This is a genomic window from Enterococcus sp. JNUCC 77, from assembly GCF_054819945.1.
Genome location: NZ_JBTHIG010000001.1, coordinates 616,995 through 635,394 on the forward strand (window position 1 = coordinate 616,995; position 18,400 = coordinate 635,394).

The following is an 18,400-nucleotide window of genomic DNA, read 5'->3' on the forward strand; positions in this document are numbered from 1 at the left end:
AGGGAGCGATTGAACATGGAAGAAACAGTATTTGCAATTTTAGAAGATTTAACAGGTAGTGACGAAGTAAGAGACAATCCAGATGTGGATGTTTTTGCTGAAGGTTTGATGGATTCACTGGCTACCGTACAATTATTAGTAGAATTAGAAGGACAGTTAGGCGTCAACGTACCGGTGTCTGAGTTTGACCGCGACAACTGGAGTACACCGAATAAAATTATTCAACAAGTGAAAGCTTTACAAGAATAATGAAAAAGCAACTTTTTAGTATTTTTGGGCCAGTCATTTTAGCTGCGGTCTTGATCGTCGTTTTATTCTTTTCACCGGTTAAAATCAACCAACATGATCCGGCTTTATTAAAAGAGGCTGCTAGTTCCATGTCGGGAAATATTTTAAGAGGAGACGACGTCAAAAAACAGGCTCTTAGTACTGATCAATATGTTCCTTTTTTTGGGTCATCTGAATTGAGCCGAATCAGTCCTTTTCATCCGTCTGTTTTAGCGGAAAAATATCAACGAGGTTACACACCGTTTTTATTAGGTGCACCAGGTACACAGTCAATGGCACAATTTATGATGATGCAGTCATTGGGCAATGATTTAAAAAATCGAAAAGTAGTTTTTGTTATTTCTCCACAATGGTTTGTGCGGGACGGCTTGAAACAAGCATATTTTCAAGCTTATTATTCACCGGAACAAACCTTAAATTGGCTGTTACATTTGAAAAAAATTGATGAAAGTGACCGCTACTTAGCTAAACGTTTAGTTCAGTATAAAGTAAAGGATGCCCGAACTGATGAAATGTTGAGAAATGTTGCTGCGGGGAAACTACCTAGTACTTTTGATAAACGTATTTCCCAGTTAAAACTAAACTTATTTAGTCGTGAAGATGAATTATTTTCAACGATTGGCTTAAGAAGCAAGCAAAAACAAATTGATGCTAGTGCCAAACAGTTACCGGATCAATATAATGAAGCCGATTTGAAAAAACTAGCCAACAAAATTGGGAGCGAACAAACTTCTGATAATTCGTTGCAGATTCAAAATAAATTTTTCCGTGGGTTAAGAAAACATTTGCCAGAATTACGGAATAAGCAAAACAAATTGGATTATCGGTATTCAAAAGAATTTTCTGATTTTCAATTGGCTTTAGATCAATTGGCTAAAGAACATGCGGATGTCTTATTCATCATTCCGCCAGTTAACGGTAAATGGTCTAAATACACTGGCTTGTCTCAAGAAATGTTACAACAATTTAGTACTAAAATTAAATATCAGCTGCAATCACAAGGCTTTAACAATATTGCTGATTTCACTAACGACAACAATACCAACTATTTCATGCAAGATACGATTCATTTAGGTTGGCAAGGTTGGTTAGCAGCTGATCAAAAAATTGCACCATTCTTAAAAGGGAATAAACAGGAAGCCCAAAATTATCAAATGAATAATGCATATTTTTTAAGTAAAAAATGGCAACAACAAAATCCAGCGACAATTAAATAAAATTGAGGAAATGGTCCGAAAGCCATTTCCTTTTTTAAACTTCAAAATAAATAGTATCCAGTTCCCCTAAAAATATTGGTAATAAATCAGACAAAGTTCCTGCTAATTGATGGGTCAATAATTCTTCTTTCGTTACCCAAAATAATTCTGCTGATTGATTAATAGTTTCATGGGTTTCAGCTGTAAATAAAAAAGCCAATTCACGGGTTTCTTTTGTGTGATTATTCCATTCGGCGGTACCAGCTAGTATCGGTTGTACTGATAAACCCGTTTCTTCTTTTAATTCTCTGATTGTTGCAGCCATGATACTTTCATCTTTTTCAACATGCCCACCAGGAAAAGTCCAGCCAGGCCAATCTGATTTTGTTCTATTTTGGATTAAGTATTGTCCTTGAGTGTTTTTAATTAAGCACATCATGGTTAATTCGATTGCTAAAGTTCTTGCCATTATAAGCTCCTCCAGTATATTTTTTTACACATAGTTTATTCTACGCATTATTTTTTGACAATGGTATACTTTTTAAATAGAAGTTTCCTAAGGAGGAGATAAAATGGAAGAGAAAGAAGAACAATTATTGATTGATTTAACTTCTGCTCGTGGCATTGCTGGGAACGAAGATGAAGTCAGAGAAATTTTTAAAACCTACGCACAGCCATTTGCTGACGATATCTTTTTTGATAATTTAGGTAGTGTGATTGCAAAACAAGGCGCTGGTGGACCAAAAATCTTTATATCAGGACATATGGATGAAGTTGGTTTTATGGTAACAAAAATTACTGAGAAAGGTTTTATTGAATTTCAAACGATTGGCGGCTGGTGGAATCAAGTCATGCTAGCACAAGAAGTTGAAATTAAAACCCGTCAGGGCGATTATATCCACGGAGTTATTGGATCAAAACCGCCTCATGTGTTGTCTATGGAAGCTCGAAAAAAACCATATGATGTGAAAGATATGTTTATTGATATTGGTGCAAGTAGTCTTGAAGAAGCGCAAGAATGGGGCATTCGTCCGGGAGATATGATTACGCCATATATTTCGTATAAACGCATGAATCATTCAAAATTTTTATTGGCAAAAGCTTGGGACAATCGAATTGGTACGGCGATTGCTTTACGAGTATTGGAAAATCTCTCTAAACGTGATCACAGCAATGTTTTATTTGCTGGCAGTGATGTGCAAGAAGAAGTTGGCTTACGTGGAGCACGAACTAGTACTCATTTAGTTAACCCGGATATTGCTTTTGCTTTGGATACGGGAACTGCTGGAGATACTCCAGGAATGTCACCAAAAGAAGCTGATTCTGTTTTAGGAAAAGGACCGCAAATTTTAATTTTTGATGCATCAATGATTCCTCATAAAAAATTATTGGATTTTGTAATTGATGTGGCAGAAGAATTAAATATTCCGTTTCAATATACCGTTATTGCTGGTGGTGGGACAGATGCTGGTCAAATGCACTTGACTCGTGACGGCGTCCCTTCTTTAGCAATTACAGTTCCAGTGCGGTACTTGCATTCTCATACTTCAATTATTCATGAAGATGATTATTTTAATACGGTAAAATTAGTGACAGAAGTGGTTGCTCGCTTAAACAATGATGTTGTTAATAAAATAAAAAGTTATTAGAGGAGAGAAAAAATGACAATTAGTAATTTTAAAGAAACAGCAAAAAATAGATTGCAAGGACAATGGCTGAAGATGGCAGCTTTTATTTTCTTAATCGCCATTTTAACAACTGTTGTTCAACAAGTATCGACTGTATTTAATAGTGAATCGGCTCGGTCGTTGGCGGCTTTTATTTTACTTTGTACGATTGGTTTCGCCTTTTCTTATGCCCAAAATTTTCTAGGCTTATACGTGGCTCGTGGTGGTAAAGCTGATATTAGTATGCTGTTTGTTGTTTTTCAAAAACCATATTATTCAAAAATGCTTTTCGTTCATTTGATTTCACAAATCGTTCAATATGTTATCGGTTTAGTTATTTTCATACCAATTTTATTAAGCAGCGGTATGGCTGTCTATCTTAACATGCTTTTCGGTTCACGTGTTACTCAATATACGGTTGACTCTGTGATGAGTTTAGGTTTTGCAAGTTTAGCAGTGATACTATTACTGTTGTATTTAGTTATTGGAGTTGTTATTAGCGTATTATTTAATTTTGCGGTATGGGTGAGTTTTGATTATCCAGAGTTAAGTCTAAAAGAGTGCTTTGCGCGGGCATGGTATTTAATGAAAGATCGCTGGGGTAAATATATTTTATTGCAACTGTCATTTATCGGTTGGTTTATCTTAGGTTTTATCGCTCTTTTTGTGGGAGTCTTTTTTGCAGCAGCTTACGCGCAAACAGCCAGTGCGGCTTTTTATGATCAAGCCGTCAAAGAAAAATTACTGTAAGGGGGAATTTTAATGGAACTGACAGTTCTAGGATGTCTTGGTGCCTATCCTTATGATGGTCAAGGAACTACTAGTTTTTTACTACAAGCGGATGGCTTTAATTTATTAATTGATGCCGGTAGTAGTACTTTGGTGGAATTAGAAAAAGAGTTAGATCCATTAGCTTTAGATGCAGTTATTTTGAGCCATTATCATCACGATCATATTGCTGATTTAGGGGTGTTGCAATATTATTGGCAGCTTTTTCCAACTGAAGTGCCAAAACCGATATTACCGATTTATGGTCATACAGAAGACGAATTTCATTTCAATGATTTGACGATGGAGGGTATTTCTGAAGGTCGTCCTTACTTTGAATCAGAAGAATTGAAATTGGGCCCATTTCTTGTTACCTTTATGAAAACTATTCATCCGGTTCCTTGTTATGCCATGCGGTTTGTAGAAATAAAAACGGGCGCCATCTTTGTCTTTACCGGTGATTCTGGTTACTTAGAGAGCTTTAATCAGTTCGCAAAAGATGCCGATTTATTTTTAGCTGACACTTATTTATTTAACGGCAATGAACACCATAAAGCGCATTTTACAGCTCAAGAAGCTGGAACGTTTGCAAAAAATGCCCATGCGAAAAAATTAGTGCTAACTCACTTACCGCAAATTGGTAATCTGGAGGAGCTTCGCCAACAAGCGCAAGTTGCTAGTGGAGAGATTCCAGTGGTCTTGGCCCAACCCCATAAAAAATTTATCATTTAGGAGATGAAACGATGCTTTATGTACCAAATGATCAAGAAAGAGATCCACGAGTTAACTTAGCGATTGAAACTTATTTATTAAAAAATATGCCTTTGACGGAACCTATTTTATTATTTTATATCAATCAACCGTCGATTATTATTGGTCGCAATCAAAATACGATTGAAGAAATTAATCAAGATTATGTGGATGAAAATGGCATTATTGTTGTCCGTCGATTATCTGGTGGTGGCGCCGTTTATCATGACTATGGAAATTTGAATTTCAGTTTTATTATGCCAGATGATGGCAATTCTTTCCGAGACTTCAAAAAATTAACAGAACCTATCGTGGAAGCACTACACAATCTTGGAATTCAAGGGGCTCATTTAAAAGGCCGTAATGATCTAGTGATTGATGATCAAAAATTCTCAGGTAACGCGATGTATTCAACAAATGGTCGCATGTTTGCCCACGGAACAATCATGTTTGATTCTGATATTAATGAAGTCGTTAACGCGCTAAAAGTAAAAAAAGATAAGATTGAATCTAAAGGAATTAAATCAATTCGTTCTCGGGTAACTAACGTCAAACCATTTTTACCTGAAGAAAATCAAAATATGTCGACTGAAGATTTCCGTCAAGCCATTCTGTTACAAATTTTTGGGGTTGATCATGTTGACCAAATCAACACTTATGAATTAACTAAGGATGATTGGAAAAAAATCAATCAAATTTCAGACGAATACTATCGTAACTGGGATTGGAATTATGGCCGTTCACCAGAATTTAACTTAGAACGTCAAAAACGTTTCCCAATTGGCTCCGTTGAAATTCGTTTGAATGTTGCCGATGGTGAAATCAAAGAAGCTAAAATCTTTGGAGACTTTTTCGGTTTAGGAGAAATCAAAGACGTCGAAGATAAACTGGTCGGCACTAAATATAGTAAAGAAGCTTTGAAAGAAGTGATTGATACAATCGATGTTGGACATTACTTTGGGAATATTACGAAAGAAGATTTACTAGAATTAATTGCTTAAAAGTTAGAGTGGACAATATTTTGTCCACTTTTTTTATTATTCTAAAACAATATCGAAATATTGTTTGACAATAATTTGATATCGTTTTACAATAATTATATTAAAGGGATAAGGAAGTGGCAAAAATGAAAAAGGTGACGATTTTTATTTTGACGATGGTGTTCTTTGTGATGCAATTGGCTATGGGGCTTAGCATTTTTCATTTTTTAATTCAACTTTTTTCAATACCATTTCAAGGGCTTCCCGAAGTAACGGGAGACAGTCTAGTGTTGGTGGGAGTGGATTTTGGAGGAAAAAGCTATAGTCCAATAAACGAGTTGATTTTAACAGTCTTTTTTGTGTTAGCATTTATTTTATTGTGTATAACCCAATTTCTTTTAGCAGGTAGTTTCCGGCATTTGTTAGAGAATATCAATGATGGCAAACCTTTTTCAGATAATAGTATTTTATCGATTAAGCGTATTCTATTTCGATATCTTATGCTAATTGTCATGACCTTTTTAATTGAAACGATGCTTCATTTTTTAGGTGGTCAAATAATTTCGACAAGCATTCCATCATTCTGGGAAAATCTGATTAATTCAGTTTTCCAATTGGCAGGAATTTACACTTTATATATCGTCTTTAAGGAAGGCTCTCGAATTCGTCAAGAAAACGAAGAGATTGTGTGAGCCTATGATTAAAATAAATTTAGATCGAATCATGTTAGAAAAGGGTGTCACTTCCAAAGAATTGGCAGAAAAAATCGGTATTACGCCAGCCAATTTGTCTATTTTAAAAACAGGAAAGGCTAAAGGAATTCGTTTTAATACATTGGAAAAAATATGCGAAGTTTTGGATTGTCAACCTGGGGAAATTGTTGAATGGATAAGAGAATAAAATTATTTTTATAAAGCTATTTATTTTCAGTATTTTACGGGGATAAATAGCTTTTTTCGTTTTACAATTGTTTAACTTATCTCAACTTTGGATTAAGCTACAATTTGAAAAAGTAGTTGCTGGAGAAGGATCTTAATTTGTTATAGGTGAGTGGGGCAAATAAAAAAAATGTTGGTCAATTTCACAATCAACCAACATTTTTTTTAAAATAGATAAATCTTCAAATACGTGCCAGGAGGGATTCGAACCCCCGACCGTCCGCTTAGAAGGCGGATGCTCTATCCGGCTGAGCTACTGGCACAGTATCGGAAAAAATCAATTAAATTGAAAATTTCAACATCATTGATTTTATCAGATAGTAAAAAATAGAGCAAGGGTTATTTTGCTATATTTTTCGAAATCAAGGCAACACCATCACCTAATGGTAGTAAGGTAGCATTTAATTCTGGAGATTCATTGACTTCTTTTAAAAATTCGTTTAAGTGCCGATGAATTGAACGGTTTTTTCGAGGAATTTCTTCAATCGGTTGTAAAACAGTGCCGGCTTGAAAAATATCATCTACCATTAAAATGCCTGTGTCACTTAATAACCGCAAACATTCTGGTAAAAAAGTAATGTATTTGGCTTTGGCGCTGTCCATAAAGATAAAATCATAAGGACCATCCAGCGTTTTTAATACATCGGCTGCGTCGCCTTCTAATAAAGTCACACGATCAGTCAAATTCATTTTTTCAAATGTTTCTTTGGCTTGATTGATCATGATTTCAAAGCGATCAATAGTGGTAACTTTAGCTTCGGGAACAGTTTCCGCCATTAAGCTGGCAGAAAAACCGATAGCTGTACCAATCTCTAAAATATCTTTCGGTTGTTTTTGCTGCAATAAAAATTTTAAAAAGACAACAGTTTCATGGGGAATAACGGGCACCCCTTTTTCATGGGCATAATTTTCTAAATCGGCTAGCTTTCCATCAAGTTGTCGCTGATTGTCTCTTAAATAATTTAAAATATCAGGATTTATAATTGGGCGGTGCATCATTTCGTTTAACATCATATCTTCCTTTTTAATCAAGATTTCTTTAATAGTAAGAAAAAAAAGTCCGTCCGTCAATTTTACCGACTATTAAAATGAAATTTTCATGATTGACTTTCGTGACGACATTTAGTAAACTTGTAATGTTGTAATTGTGGAACTCACAGCTACAACCGCGCAGAACAAGTATTAAGTGCTACGGCCACTTGGGATGGCGAGTCTAAGTATAAATTTAAGGAGGTGCCACAAGCATGTACGCAATTATTAAAACTGGCGGCAAACAAATCAAAGTTGAAGAAGGCCAAGCAATCTACATCGAAAAATTAGATGTTGAAGCTGGAGAAAAAGTTGTCTTTGACGAAGTTGTTTTAGTTGGCGGAGAAACTACTAAAGTAGGTGCGCCAATCGTTGATGGTGCAAGTGTTGAAGGAACTGTAGAAAAACATGGCAAACAAAAGAAAGTTGTTACGTTTAAATACAAACCTAAAAAACATTCTCACCGCAAACAAGGTCATCGTCAACCTTACACAAAAGTTGTTATTGACGCAATCAAAGCTTAATTAAAAAAGCAGGTGCCTAAATGATTAAAGGTGCATTTACAAGAAATCAAGCTGGAGTCATTGTTTCATTTGAATTGTCCGGACACGCCCAATCGGGTGAATATGGTCACGATATTGTTTGTGCGGCGGTCAGCGCTTTAGCAATCAGTACAGTCAATGGTTTGGATGCCTTAGCTGGCTATGAGCCAATCGTTGATGTGGATGAAGATGAAGGTGGTTACCTTTATGTTGAAATCCTTTCTGGTTTGACCCAAGAACAAGTAAATATCTCACAAATTTTATTAGAAAATTTGTTATTAGGTTTACAGGCAATTGAAGCAGAGAATGAACAAGCCATTCAGTTACAAACTAATTTATAGGAGGTAAATCTTATGTTGATGAAAATGAATTTACAATTATTCGCCCACAAAAAAGGTGGCGGTTCAACTTCTAACGGTCGTGATTCAGAATCAAAACGTTTAGGTGCTAAACGTGCTGACGGTCAAACAGTTTCAGGTGGATCTATTCTTTACCGCCAACGTGGTACTAGAATCTATCCAGGCGCAAACGTAGGTCGCGGTGGCGATGATACTTTATACGCTAAAGTTGACGGCGTTGTACGTTTCGAACGTAAAGGTCGCGACAAAAAACAAGTATCGGTTTATCCGGTAGCTCAAGAAGCTTAATTTATTAAAAGCTCTGTTCCTTTTTCAATAAGGGAATAGAGCTTTTTTATTTATCCAAAATAGGTTTTAAATCAAAAATATGGAAAACAGGCTGGTCATATTACTGGAGAATGTATCCGACAAGATGGTGGACTGACAGCTATGTAGAAAAAACGAAAAGAGCTAACAATCTCTTAAATTGAGATTGTTAGCTCTTTTTTATCTAGAACGTGTCAATATCACCGTTAAATTTGCCACTTACAACGACTTTGCCTAACATATGCCCAGCCTCTACATCTTTGGTAGCTAATTTCAGGTTTTTAGCGTTAATCCCATCAGAATAAACTTTGCTCAAAGTAGTTTTTAAAACACCTTTTTCAGCTAAATTAGCAATTAAAGCTAAAGTTTCACCTTGGGTTTCGATGAGGTAATTGTGGTCTGTTTTGGCAAACATATACTCCCAGTCAAAGCTGACAGATAAGTTTTTCCAGACGCTTAAATCTAAAGGTTCATGTACACCAACAATTGTACCCACATGACCAAATGGTTTAATCAAATATTTGATTTGATCTAAATAACGAGTAATATCGAATAGGACAGCAATGTAATCTACTTCATGGGTACCTAAATCGTGCAGACTTTGCTTCAAGTCTTCGTGGTAATCGATGGGATGATCTACACCAACTGATTCAAGCCATTCAAAGTTTTTAGGACTAGCAGTCGCAAAAACTTCAAGTCCAGCCCATTTGGCTAATTGATTTAAAATAGAACCCACACCGCCAGCACCATTGACAACAAGAATTTTCTTTCCTTGGTTGGCATTTTCTTTTGGAATCAATCCAAATTTTTCAAATAGTAATTCAAAAGCAGTTAGAGAAGTTAATGGCAATGCTGCTGCTTCTTCATCTGAGAGGTGTTTTGGAGCCAATGCGGCAATTTTTTCATCCACTAATTGAAACTCTTGATTACTACCTGCGCGTGTTGTTGTACCAGCATAAAAAATGCGGTCACCAACTTTGAATTTTGTTGCTTGAGAACCTTTGGCAACAACTTCTCCCACACCATCAAAGCCTAAAACTTTCAATGCGTTGTTTTTTGCTGCATCTTGTCGTAATTTTGTATCGACTGGATTAATCGAAACAGCCTTTACTTTTACTAATACATCAGTGGGATTAGGTTCAGGAATTCCCTTTTTTTCATCGATAAAACTTTGTGGGTCATCAATTGGTAATCCTTCGAAAAAACCAACTGCATGCATAAATTTATTGTCTGACATATGTGCTCCTCCTTTTTTCCCTGTATCGTTTTCTATTATGAGACAAAAGTAGCTGTTTGGGAAAGATTTAGCTTAATCTATTGAGTTAGAAATAATTTGTGAAGTTGATTCTACTGAACATTTTTTTCGTAAACTCATGTTTTTCGAGAATGTTTGGCTTAAAAATGGGAGTGGAAAAATTCTAAACTACGTTCTTTTTAAAAATTTATCATTTATGTATCAGCTATTTTATAAGTAAAAGATTTATTGATGTTGGATGTGATAAAAATAAAAACTTATAATTAACCTAAAAAGCATTGTGAAAAATCGAACAATATCTGTTAAAATAATATAATAAAATATTATAAAAGGAGCGAATAAGTATGTTTGATTTAACAGGACGGGTGGCAGTAGTTACAGGAGCTTCAGCAGGTTTGGGCCGTCAATTATCTTTAGCGTTGGCTAAACAAGGTGCAGATATTGCCATTTTAGCTCGCCGAGTGGAAAAATTAGAAGAAGTTGCTAAAGAGATCCGGTCATTAGGTGTGAAATGTCTTCCGGTGGCTTGTGATGTAACGAATTCTGAAATCGTCAATGAAGCACGGGATAAAGTGTTGGCTGAGTTTGGCAAAGTAGATATTTTAGTGAACAATGCTGGTGGCGGTGCAGTAGCGCCTTTAACTGAAATGACTGATGAAACATGGAATAATCTAATGAAGCTTGATTTAGATAGTGTTTTTTATGTGACACGAGCATTTGGTGCTTCCATGATTGAAAAAGGTTACGGCCGGGTCATTAATATTGCTTCAATTTTAGGTCAAGGTGGATTGCCTGAATTGCCAGTGATTCCTTACCATGCTTCAAAAGGTGGCGTAATTAATTTTACTCGAGGTGCGGCTGCTGAGTGGGCCCAAAAAGGTGTTACTGTTAATGCGCTGTGTCCAGGATTTTTTGCTTCCGAAATGAATGATGATTCCGCGATGGATTCTATGGATGAATTCATTACTCGTCGTACTCCAATGGGACGTCCTGGGAAAAATGGTGAATTAGATTCAGCAGTTGTTTTCTTAGCAGCAGATGAATCTTCTTATGTTACTGGAGATATCCTATTTGTTGATGGCGGTTGGACAGCAGTTTAAACTAAAATAATTAATTAGCCTTTTCAAACAGACTTGAAAAGGCTTTTTTTGCTATAATAAAAATAAACGGGTGAATTATGGATAAAGCAAGACTTCGGAAAATCTTAATTATTTTAGGAATCATTTTAATTGGTATTGTTCTCTACCGATTGTATTTAGAATTTCATAAAGATATTTCTTTGTTGTTAGATCCTAAAGCCAGCCGTGAGCTATTGTTAAAAGAGGTTCGTTCTCACGGAATACGGACAGCTGGATTGTTAATCGCTTTAACTGTTTTGATGTGTGCTTTACCAGGGCTGCCAACTTCTGTGATCGGGATTTTAATCGGTGTCTGTTACGGTCCTTTAATAGGTAGCTTAATGAATATTGCTGGCAATGCGGGGGGCAATTTATTATCGATGACTGTATTGAAACGTTTAAAGATTATGTCCCATGAACATAAGGACAATCAATGGGTGAAACGTATTTCGCAAATGAAGCATCCTAAAATTGGAATCATGCTGGCTTATATGGTCCCCGTAATTCCATCATTTATTGTCAACGTTACCGCTGATACATTGCGGTTGCCACTAAAAGAAATTTTTTTATCTGTGTTAATCGGTGTTTTACCATCTTCTATTTTGTACGCATTTGGCGGTGAAGCATTGTTCCATGGAGATACAAAAACTGCAATAATCTTAGTTGCAAGTGTTATCGTATTAGTTTTACTTGTCCGATTTATCAAAAACAAACATCAGCACCAGCTAGAAAAATAAGACTAGCTGGTTTATTTATTAGTTTAGTGTATCTTTTTTAAAGTTATTTATTTGACATTTTTTAAAAAATATAGACAATTAAGGATAAAGCAATACACTAAGGTGGGATGAAGAGTGAAAAGACGAATTGAGCGAATTTATCAACTGGTTTATCAACAATCTGGGATAACAACAGTTGAAATAGCTGAAACATTAAATATTCAGCGATCTAATGCAAGTAAGGATTTAAATCTTTTAGTAAAAAATGGTCAACTAAAAAAAAGTGAAGGTCGACCAGTCCAATATTTTGCGACTGATCGGAACCAGACAATCCTGGCACAGACGCTAACTTCTCCATCAACACCAACAAAATCACAAGAAAACATCAGTTATCCCAATCAAGCAACCGATGTGTTTGCTAGAATAATCGGTACAACTGGCAGTATGAAAAATGCGGTAGAACAAGCAAAAGCGGCAATTTTATATCCACCTAAAGGCTTGAATTGTTTGATTACTGGTCCGACAGGTTCAGGGAAAACTTTTTTTGCTCATGCCATGTTCCAGTTTGCTCAAACCAATCAGATTGTCGATCAAGATAGAGAGCTAATTGTTTTTAACTGTGCCGACTACGCCAACAATCCAGAGCTTTTAATGAGTCATCTTTTTGGATACGTAAAAGGAGCTTTTACTGGAGCGGAAACTGATCGTGAAGGATTGATTCAGCAAGCAGATGGCGGAATGCTGTTTCTAGATGAGATTCATCGTTTACCGCCAGAGGGTCAAGAAATGATTTTTTATTTCATGGATCACGGTAGCTATAATCGTTTAGGAGAAACAGGAAAAACTCATTTTGCTGATGTACGAATTGTGGGTGCGACGACAGAAGATCCACATTCAGCTTTATTGGATACTTTTGTGCGGCGAATTCCTATCAATATTCAAATGCCATCATTTAATCATCGACCAGTCGTAGAACAATTAGATTTGGTTCGAGTGATGGTGGCGATGGAGGCCAATCGGATTCAACGTAAGATTACATTGACAGAAGATGTAATTAAGGCGCTGTTAGGCAGTGTCTCTTATGGAAATGTTGGACAATTAAAATCAAATGTTCAATTGATATGTGCCCGTGGTTTTATGAATCATATGTCTCAAGAGGTTATTCAAATCACAATCAATGATTTAACTGAAGGAGTAAAAAGCGGCTTGGTCCAATTATCTGCGGATCGGGTTAAAACCTCTGATATTTCTCCGTATCTAGAACCAGAGATGGTGGTTACTCCAGATGAAATGAATGAATTAATTCGTACAGATACATATGAGTTGCCTTATAATTTATACGATATTATTGGTGATAAAGCTGCTTTGTTGAAAACCGAGGGACTAGATCAAGAAACCATCAATCATTTTATCTCTACAGATATCAATGTTCACTTAAAATCATTTTATAAAGATCACGGTTTTTCATTTGATACAGAGAGCCGTTTAAATGAATTCGTTGATAAACAAATTATTGATTTAAGTAACCGAATTGCTAGTCTTGTGAGTGAGAGATTGCAAACCTATTTTCAACAGAATTTTATTTACGCTATGAGTTTACACATTTCTTCTTTTTTAAAGAAAATAAATGTAGGTGAAACACGGGAAACAAATGTTAATATTCGTGAAATGGCTAATGATTATCCTCAAGAATTTGTTGTGGCGCAAGAAATTCGCCATTTAGTAGAAGAAGAATTTCAGGTAGTGATTCCAGAAAGTGAAGATTATTATTTAACTGTCTTACTAGTTTCTTTACGAGACGATCAACCAAATGGCAAAATCGGCGTTGTAGTAGCCGCACACGGAAACAGTACCGCTACTTCAATGGTGAATGTAGTAAAAGAACTATTGGAGGTAAATCATATCCAAGCGGTCGATATGCCGTTGGATATGCATCCAAGAGTAGCTTACGAAAAAATCCGCGAAGCAGTTATTTCGGTTAATGAAGGCAGCGGTGTTTTAATTATGGTAGATATGGGATCGTTAGCTACTTTTAATGAAGAAATTAAAGCCGACACCGGTATTTCAGTTAAAACTTTAGACATGGTAACGACACCTTTATTGATGGAAGCAACGCGAAAATCTAGTGTATTAGGTTCAGGATTAGAGGATTTATTTCAATCATTAGGTGAATTTAGAGGTTACGGCAGAGTAGAAAAGAAAAAAGTCGCAAAAACCCAGGTAGAAAAAATTATTTTAGCTATATGTGCATCAGGTGAAGGCACCGCGCAACGGCTTAAAGAGATTATTGAGCGACCATTAAAACAAAGAAAATTAGACCATGTTTCAGTTAAAACATTAGCTGTAACAGATATGAAAGAGAAAATTGCTGATTTTCAAGAGAAATATCAAATTATTGCCACAACCGGGATTTTAGATCCCAAAATAAGTGCACCTTATATTCCAATGGAAAGAATTTTAAACCAAGAAACAAACCAAGTGTTAGACGAACTCCTTTTGGAAAATGATCTATCAGAACAAAAAGATGTGGTGTTGACTGCAACAAGCGCCAAAGATTTATGCTTGAAATTTATGGAAGAAAGTTTTACTTTTATTAATCCAAAAAAAATGTTGGCTCCACTTTGGCAATTAGCTGAAAGAATCATCGGAAATCAAAAGGAATCAAAAGACTATGCATTGATGGTGAATTTTGTTATGCATATGTCAGGAACCATCGAACGAAGTATTTTAAATGAGCCCTTAATGATTGATCAACAAGAATTAGCTAATTTTGAAGCAAATAATAATAATCAAAAAATGAATAATGCTTTAAATGATTTAGAAAATCAATTAAACGTTACAATTCCTAATTCAGAAAGGTACTATATTAATCAATTATTACAAAATAAGCAAGAAACAATACAATAAAAGATACACAAAAAGGATACAGTATTCTGTATCCTTTTTGTGTATCTTTCTATAAATGCTTTAAAATCAATGATAAATCAGTAGTGTATTTTGGCACGCTTCTTGCTTATATATAAATGAACACTATAATACTGTGTTCTAGTATCTTTTTGTAGTTTTTTGTAGGAGGTGATCGAATGGTAATGGATATTAAACTTGCCAGAATCGATGACCGGCTAATTCATGGGCAGGTAGCAACAGTTTGGTCAAAGGCAACTGGAATAGAACGGATTTTAGTTGTGAGCGATGATGTTGCTAAAGATGAGTTGCGGAAATTTTTATTAAAACAAGCAGCGCCGCCAGGAATTAAGTCAAATGTTGTCACTAAGAAAAAGTTGGTGGAGGTTTATCACGATCAATTGTTTGATGGAATGAAAGTCATGCTATTGTTTGCTACGCCGAAGGATGTTTTAGCGATCGTAAATGCTGGAGTGAAATTAGATTCAGTAAATATTGGTGGTATGCGTTTTTCTCCAGGTAAAAAAATGATTACGAACTTTATTTCAGTTGACGGAGAGGATGTAGCAGATTTTGAACAGTTACATCAATCGGGCATCGAATTAGAAATAAGACAAGTTCCTAACGATCGTAAGAACAATTTAATTTCATTAATGCAAAAAGAAAAGATGCTGAATTAATTTTGGTTACAGGTTTTTTAGAACTTATTTATATTATTGCACTGTAACAATAAAAGTAGGAGGTATAAAGATGGTAGGAATTATCCTTGCTAGTCATGGGGAATTCGCTAACGGTATTTTACAGTCCGGCACGATGATTTTCGGAGAACAAGAAAATGTCAAAGCAGTGACATTGATGCCAAGTGAAGGTCCAGATGACGTTAAGCAAAAAATGGAAGAAGCTGTAGCCTCTTTCGAAAACCAAGATGAAGTGTTATTTCTAGTCGATCTTTGGGGTGGTACACCGTTCAACCAAGCCAATAGTTTGTTTGAAGAACACAAAGACACATGGGCAATCGTTGCCGGCATGAACTTGCCAATGGTGATTGAAGCTTTCTCTTCACGTTTCACAATGGAATCTGCACAAGAAATTGCAGCTCACATTATTGAAACAGCTAAAGAAGGCGTGAGAGTAAAACCTGAAGAATTACAACCAGTTGAAGCAGCTGCAATGCCTGAAGCAAGTCAACCAGCTGGATCTATTCCAGAAGGAACTGTATTAGGTGATGGTCATATCAAATTCGTATTAGCACGTGTTGACTCTCGTTTGTTACACGGACAAGTTGCGACTGCATGGACAAAAACAACTGGACCAAACCGGATCATCGTGGTCTCTGATGCTGTGGCTAAAGATGATTTACGTAAAAAATTAATCGAACAAGCTGCACCTCCAGGAGTTAAAGCTAACGTTATTCCAGTAGAAAAAATGATTGAAATTTCAAAAGACCCTCGTTTTGGAAATACAAAAGCGTTGTTACTTTTTGAAAATCCACAAGATGTTTTACGTGCAATTGAAGGCGGCGTTGACATTAAAGAAATCAATGTTGGCTCAATGGCACATTCTGTTGGGAAAGTTGTTGTAAGTAAAGTATTATCAATGGGTCAAGATGACGTGGATACTTTTGAAAAATTGAAAGCTGACGGCATCACTTTTGATGTTCGTAAAGTGCCAAATGATTCAAGAGCTAACTTTGATGAATTACTTAACAAAGCTAAAAATGAATTAAAAAACGCTAAATAAAAAGAAAAAATAGGAGGGTTTATAAAATGTCTGTTATCTCAATGATATTAGTCGTTCTTGTAGCTTTTCTAGCTGGTATGGAAGGTATCTTGGATGAATTCCAATTCCATCAACCGCTAGTAGCATGTACATTAATTGGTTTAGTAACTGGTAACTTAACTGCCGGCATTATCCTAGGTGGATCTTTACAAATGATCGCTTTAGGTTGGGCAAATATCGGAGCTGCCGTAGCACCCGATGCTGCATTGGCATCAATCGCTTCTGCAATTATTTTAGTTTTAGGGGGACAAGGCGTTAAAGGTGTTTCTTCTGCGATTGCAGTAGCGGTTCCTTTAGCTGTTGCTGGTTTATTCTTAACTATGATCGCTCGTACTTTAGCTGTGCCAATCGTTCACATTATGGATGGTGCCGCTGAAGAAGGAAACTTTAGAAAAGTTGAATTATGGCATATTATCGCTATCTGTATGCAAGGTTTACGGATTGCTATCCCTGCAGCTGCCTTATTAGTTATTCCTGCAGACACTGTTCGTGGTTTCTTAGAATCAATGCCTGCTTGGTTAACAGATGGTATGGCAATTGGTGGTGGTATGGTAGTAGCCGTTGGTTATGCAATGGTTATTAACATGATGGCAACTCGTGAAGTATGGCCATTCTTTGCAATTGGTTTTGCATTGGCTGCTATTTCACAATTAACTTTGATCGCACTAGGTGTTATCGCTGTTGCTTTCGCTTTAATCTACTTGAACTTGTCTAAATCAGGCGGCGGTTCAAATGGTGGTGGCGGATCATCAAATACTGGTGACCCACTTGGCGATATCTTGAATGACTATTAATCTTGAAGGAGGAGAAATAAAATGGCAGAAAAAATCTCATTAACTAAAAAAGATCGTTTATCTGTTGCATGGCGCTCAACGTTCCTTCAAGGTTCTTGGAACTATGAACGGATGCAAAATGGTGGTTGGGCATTTGCAATGATCCCAGCGCTTAAAAAATTATATACAACTAAAGAAGATCGCTCAGCGGCATTAAAACGTCACTTAGAATTCTTTAATACTCACCCATATATCGCTTCACCAATCTTAGGGGTTACTTTAGCCCTTGAAGAAGAGCGTGCCAATGGTGCTCCTGTTGATGATGTAACTATTCAAGGGGTAAAAGTTGGTATGATGGGTCCTTTGGCCGGTGTTGGTGACCCAGTCTTCTGGTTTACAGTTCGTCCAATTTTAGGTGCCCTAGGAGCTTCTCTAGCTTTGACAGGGAACATTTTAGGTCCAATTATTTTCTTCGTTGCTTGGAATATTATTCGTTGGGCATTTATGTGGTACACACAAGAATTCGGCTATCGTGCTGGGTCTGCTATCACTGATGACTTATCTGGTGGTTTATTACAAGATGTAACTAAAGGTGCATCAATTCTTGGGATGTTCGTACTAGGAGCTTTGGTTCAACGTTGGGTAAATGTTAAGTTCACACCAGTTGTTTCTGAAGTAAAACTTGATAAAGGCGCTTATATTGATTGGAATAGCTTACCAAGTGGTGCAAAAGGTATTCAACAAGCATTACAAGATCAAGCTTCAGGTCTATCATTATCAGCTACCAAAGTAACTACTTTGCAAGATAACTTAGATCAATTAATTCCTGGTCTGGCTGCGTTACTACTTACTTTCTTATGTATGTGGTTATTGAAGAAAAAAGTTTCTCCAATTATCATTATCTTGGGATTATTCGTAGTAGGTGTTGGCTTACACGTTTTAGGTGTTATGTAATCACAAAAATTCTTAGTCAGCTGGGACAAATTTTTGTCCCAGCTTCTTTTATTAATAAACAAAAACTCGTATAATGAA

At 36.1% G+C, this 18,400-nt stretch carries 21 protein-coding genes, 1 tRNA gene and 1 other annotated feature; of the genes, 18 read left to right on the top strand and 4 right to left on the bottom strand.

Going from position 1 to position 18,400, the window contains the following annotated elements; genetic code table 11:
* Positions 1–9 precede the first annotated feature (9 nt).
* Complete coding sequence (gene dltC / locus ACVWNY_RS03150; RefSeq protein WP_246601341.1) at positions 10–249, top strand: D-alanine--poly(phosphoribitol) ligase subunit DltC; 240 nt, start codon at positions 10–12, stop codon at positions 247–249.
* Positions 249–1,505 carry a D-alanyl-lipoteichoic acid biosynthesis protein DltD gene (gene dltD, locus ACVWNY_RS03155; RefSeq protein ID WP_218324388.1) on the top strand — a complete coding sequence of 419 codons (1,257 nt, stop codon included), beginning with the start codon at positions 249–251 and terminating at the stop codon, positions 1,503–1,505. Before dltC ends, dltD begins: the two co-directional genes overlap by 1 nt.
* Positions 1,506–1,539: 34 nt before the next feature.
* Here the strand turns inward: dltD and ACVWNY_RS03160 are convergent, their stop codons facing one another.
* On the bottom strand, positions 1,540–1,953 hold the full coding sequence (locus ACVWNY_RS03160; protein ID WP_218324389.1) for an NUDIX domain-containing protein: 414 nt from the start codon (positions 1,951–1,953) through the stop codon (positions 1,540–1,542).
* Positions 1,954–2,056: 103 nt separating this feature from the next.
* Between ACVWNY_RS03160 and ACVWNY_RS03165 the strand changes: the two genes are divergently transcribed.
* The 6 genes from ACVWNY_RS03165 to ACVWNY_RS03190 all read left to right on the top strand — a co-directional run bounded on the left by ACVWNY_RS03165 (position 2,057) and on the right by ACVWNY_RS03190 (position 6,549).
* Positions 2,057–3,133, top strand: coding sequence for a M42 family metallopeptidase (locus ACVWNY_RS03165; protein ID WP_218324390.1), 1,077 nt, complete (start codon positions 2,057–2,059; stop codon positions 3,131–3,133).
* Positions 3,134–3,145: 12 nt separating this feature from the next.
* Complete coding sequence (locus ACVWNY_RS03170) at positions 3,146–3,901, top strand: DUF975 family protein (protein WP_218324391.1); 756 nt, start codon at positions 3,146–3,148, stop codon at positions 3,899–3,901.
* Positions 3,902–3,913: 12 nt separating this feature from the next.
* Complete coding sequence (locus ACVWNY_RS03175; protein WP_218324392.1) at positions 3,914–4,651, top strand: MBL fold metallo-hydrolase; 738 nt, start codon at positions 3,914–3,916, stop codon at positions 4,649–4,651.
* Between the two features lie 11 nt (positions 4,652–4,662).
* On the top strand, positions 4,663–5,670 hold the full coding sequence (gene lplA, locus ACVWNY_RS03180) for a lipoate--protein ligase (protein ID WP_218324393.1): 1,008 nt from the start codon (positions 4,663–4,665) through the stop codon (positions 5,668–5,670).
* Positions 5,671–5,795: 125 nt separating this feature from the next.
* A complete protein-coding gene (locus ACVWNY_RS03185; protein WP_218324394.1) occupies positions 5,796–6,341 on the top strand; it encodes a hypothetical protein in 546 nt (181 codons plus the stop codon).
* A 4-nt stretch (positions 6,342–6,345) separates the two neighbouring features.
* The gene (locus tag ACVWNY_RS03190; RefSeq protein ID WP_218324395.1) at positions 6,346–6,549 is read left to right on the top strand and encodes a helix-turn-helix domain-containing protein; all 204 of its coding nucleotides are present in this window, start codon (positions 6,346–6,348) and stop codon (positions 6,547–6,549) included.
* 227 nt (positions 6,550–6,776) lie between these two features.
* Here ACVWNY_RS03190 and ACVWNY_RS03195 read toward each other — a convergent pair.
* Both ACVWNY_RS03195 and ACVWNY_RS03200 read right to left on the bottom strand, forming a co-directional pair.
* A tRNA-Arg gene (locus tag ACVWNY_RS03195) sits at positions 6,777–6,850 on the bottom strand.
* Between the two features lie 76 nt (positions 6,851–6,926).
* The gene (locus tag ACVWNY_RS03200) at positions 6,927–7,598 is read right to left on the bottom strand and encodes an O-methyltransferase (RefSeq protein ID WP_218324396.1); all 672 of its coding nucleotides are present in this window, start codon (positions 7,596–7,598) and stop codon (positions 6,927–6,929) included.
* Positions 7,599–7,741: 143 nt separating this feature from the next.
* Positions 7,742–7,812 (top strand) — a sequence feature (ribosomal protein L21 leader region).
* A gap of 19 nt (positions 7,813–7,831) precedes the next feature.
* Here ACVWNY_RS03200 and rplU point away from each other — a divergent pair.
* Genes rplU through rpmA form a run of 3 tightly spaced genes read left to right on the top strand, consistent with a single transcriptional unit; the run spans position 7,832 to position 8,805 of the window.
* Positions 7,832–8,140, top strand: a complete 309-nt coding sequence (rplU, locus tag ACVWNY_RS03205) for a 50S ribosomal protein L21 (protein ID WP_218324397.1) — start codon at positions 7,832–7,834, stop codon at positions 8,138–8,140.
* 20 nt (positions 8,141–8,160) lie between these two features.
* A complete protein-coding gene (locus ACVWNY_RS03210; RefSeq protein WP_218324398.1) occupies positions 8,161–8,499 on the top strand; it encodes a ribosomal-processing cysteine protease Prp in 339 nt (112 codons plus the stop codon).
* Between the two features lie 12 nt (positions 8,500–8,511).
* The gene (gene rpmA / locus ACVWNY_RS03215; RefSeq protein ID WP_218324399.1) at positions 8,512–8,805 is read left to right on the top strand and encodes a 50S ribosomal protein L27; all 294 of its coding nucleotides are present in this window, start codon (positions 8,512–8,514) and stop codon (positions 8,803–8,805) included.
* Positions 8,806–9,007: 202 nt separating this feature from the next.
* Here rpmA and ACVWNY_RS03220 read toward each other — a convergent pair whose 3' ends face one another.
* The gene (locus ACVWNY_RS03220) at positions 9,008–10,060 is read right to left on the bottom strand and encodes a zinc-binding alcohol dehydrogenase family protein (protein ID WP_454071649.1); all 1,053 of its coding nucleotides are present in this window, start codon (positions 10,058–10,060) and stop codon (positions 9,008–9,010) included.
* Positions 10,061–10,422: 362 nt separating this feature from the next.
* Between ACVWNY_RS03220 and ACVWNY_RS03225 the strand changes: the two genes are divergently transcribed.
* The 7 genes from ACVWNY_RS03225 to ACVWNY_RS03255 all read left to right on the top strand — a co-directional run bounded on the left by ACVWNY_RS03225 (position 10,423) and on the right by ACVWNY_RS03255 (position 18,322).
* Complete coding sequence (locus ACVWNY_RS03225) at positions 10,423–11,178, top strand: SDR family NAD(P)-dependent oxidoreductase (protein WP_218324401.1); 756 nt, start codon at positions 10,423–10,425, stop codon at positions 11,176–11,178.
* A 77-nt stretch (positions 11,179–11,255) separates the two neighbouring features.
* Entirely contained in the window at positions 11,256–11,933 is a 678-nt protein-coding gene (locus ACVWNY_RS03230) for a TVP38/TMEM64 family protein (protein ID WP_218324402.1), read from the top strand.
* Positions 11,934–12,047: 114 nt separating this feature from the next.
* Positions 12,048–14,819: a sigma-54-dependent transcriptional regulator gene (locus ACVWNY_RS03235; RefSeq protein WP_454071650.1), complete on the top strand. Its 2,772-nt coding sequence runs from the start codon at positions 12,048–12,050 to the stop codon at positions 14,817–14,819.
* A gap of 176 nt (positions 14,820–14,995) precedes the next feature.
* On the top strand, positions 14,996–15,496 hold the full coding sequence (locus ACVWNY_RS03240) for a PTS sugar transporter subunit IIB (RefSeq protein WP_218324404.1): 501 nt from the start codon (positions 14,996–14,998) through the stop codon (positions 15,494–15,496).
* 70 nt (positions 15,497–15,566) lie between these two features.
* A complete protein-coding gene (locus tag ACVWNY_RS03245) occupies positions 15,567–16,556 on the top strand; it encodes a mannose/fructose/sorbose PTS transporter subunit IIA (RefSeq protein WP_454071651.1) in 990 nt (329 codons plus the stop codon).
* 26 nt (positions 16,557–16,582) lie between these two features.
* A complete protein-coding gene (locus ACVWNY_RS03250; protein ID WP_218324406.1) occupies positions 16,583–17,389 on the top strand; it encodes a PTS mannose/fructose/sorbose transporter subunit IIC in 807 nt (268 codons plus the stop codon).
* 21 nt (positions 17,390–17,410) lie between these two features.
* Positions 17,411–18,322 (top strand): PTS system mannose/fructose/sorbose family transporter subunit IID, encoded by a 912-nt coding sequence (locus ACVWNY_RS03255; RefSeq protein ID WP_218324407.1) that lies wholly within the window; start codon positions 17,411–17,413, stop codon positions 18,320–18,322.
* The last annotated feature ends 78 nt before the right edge of the window (positions 18,323–18,400 follow it).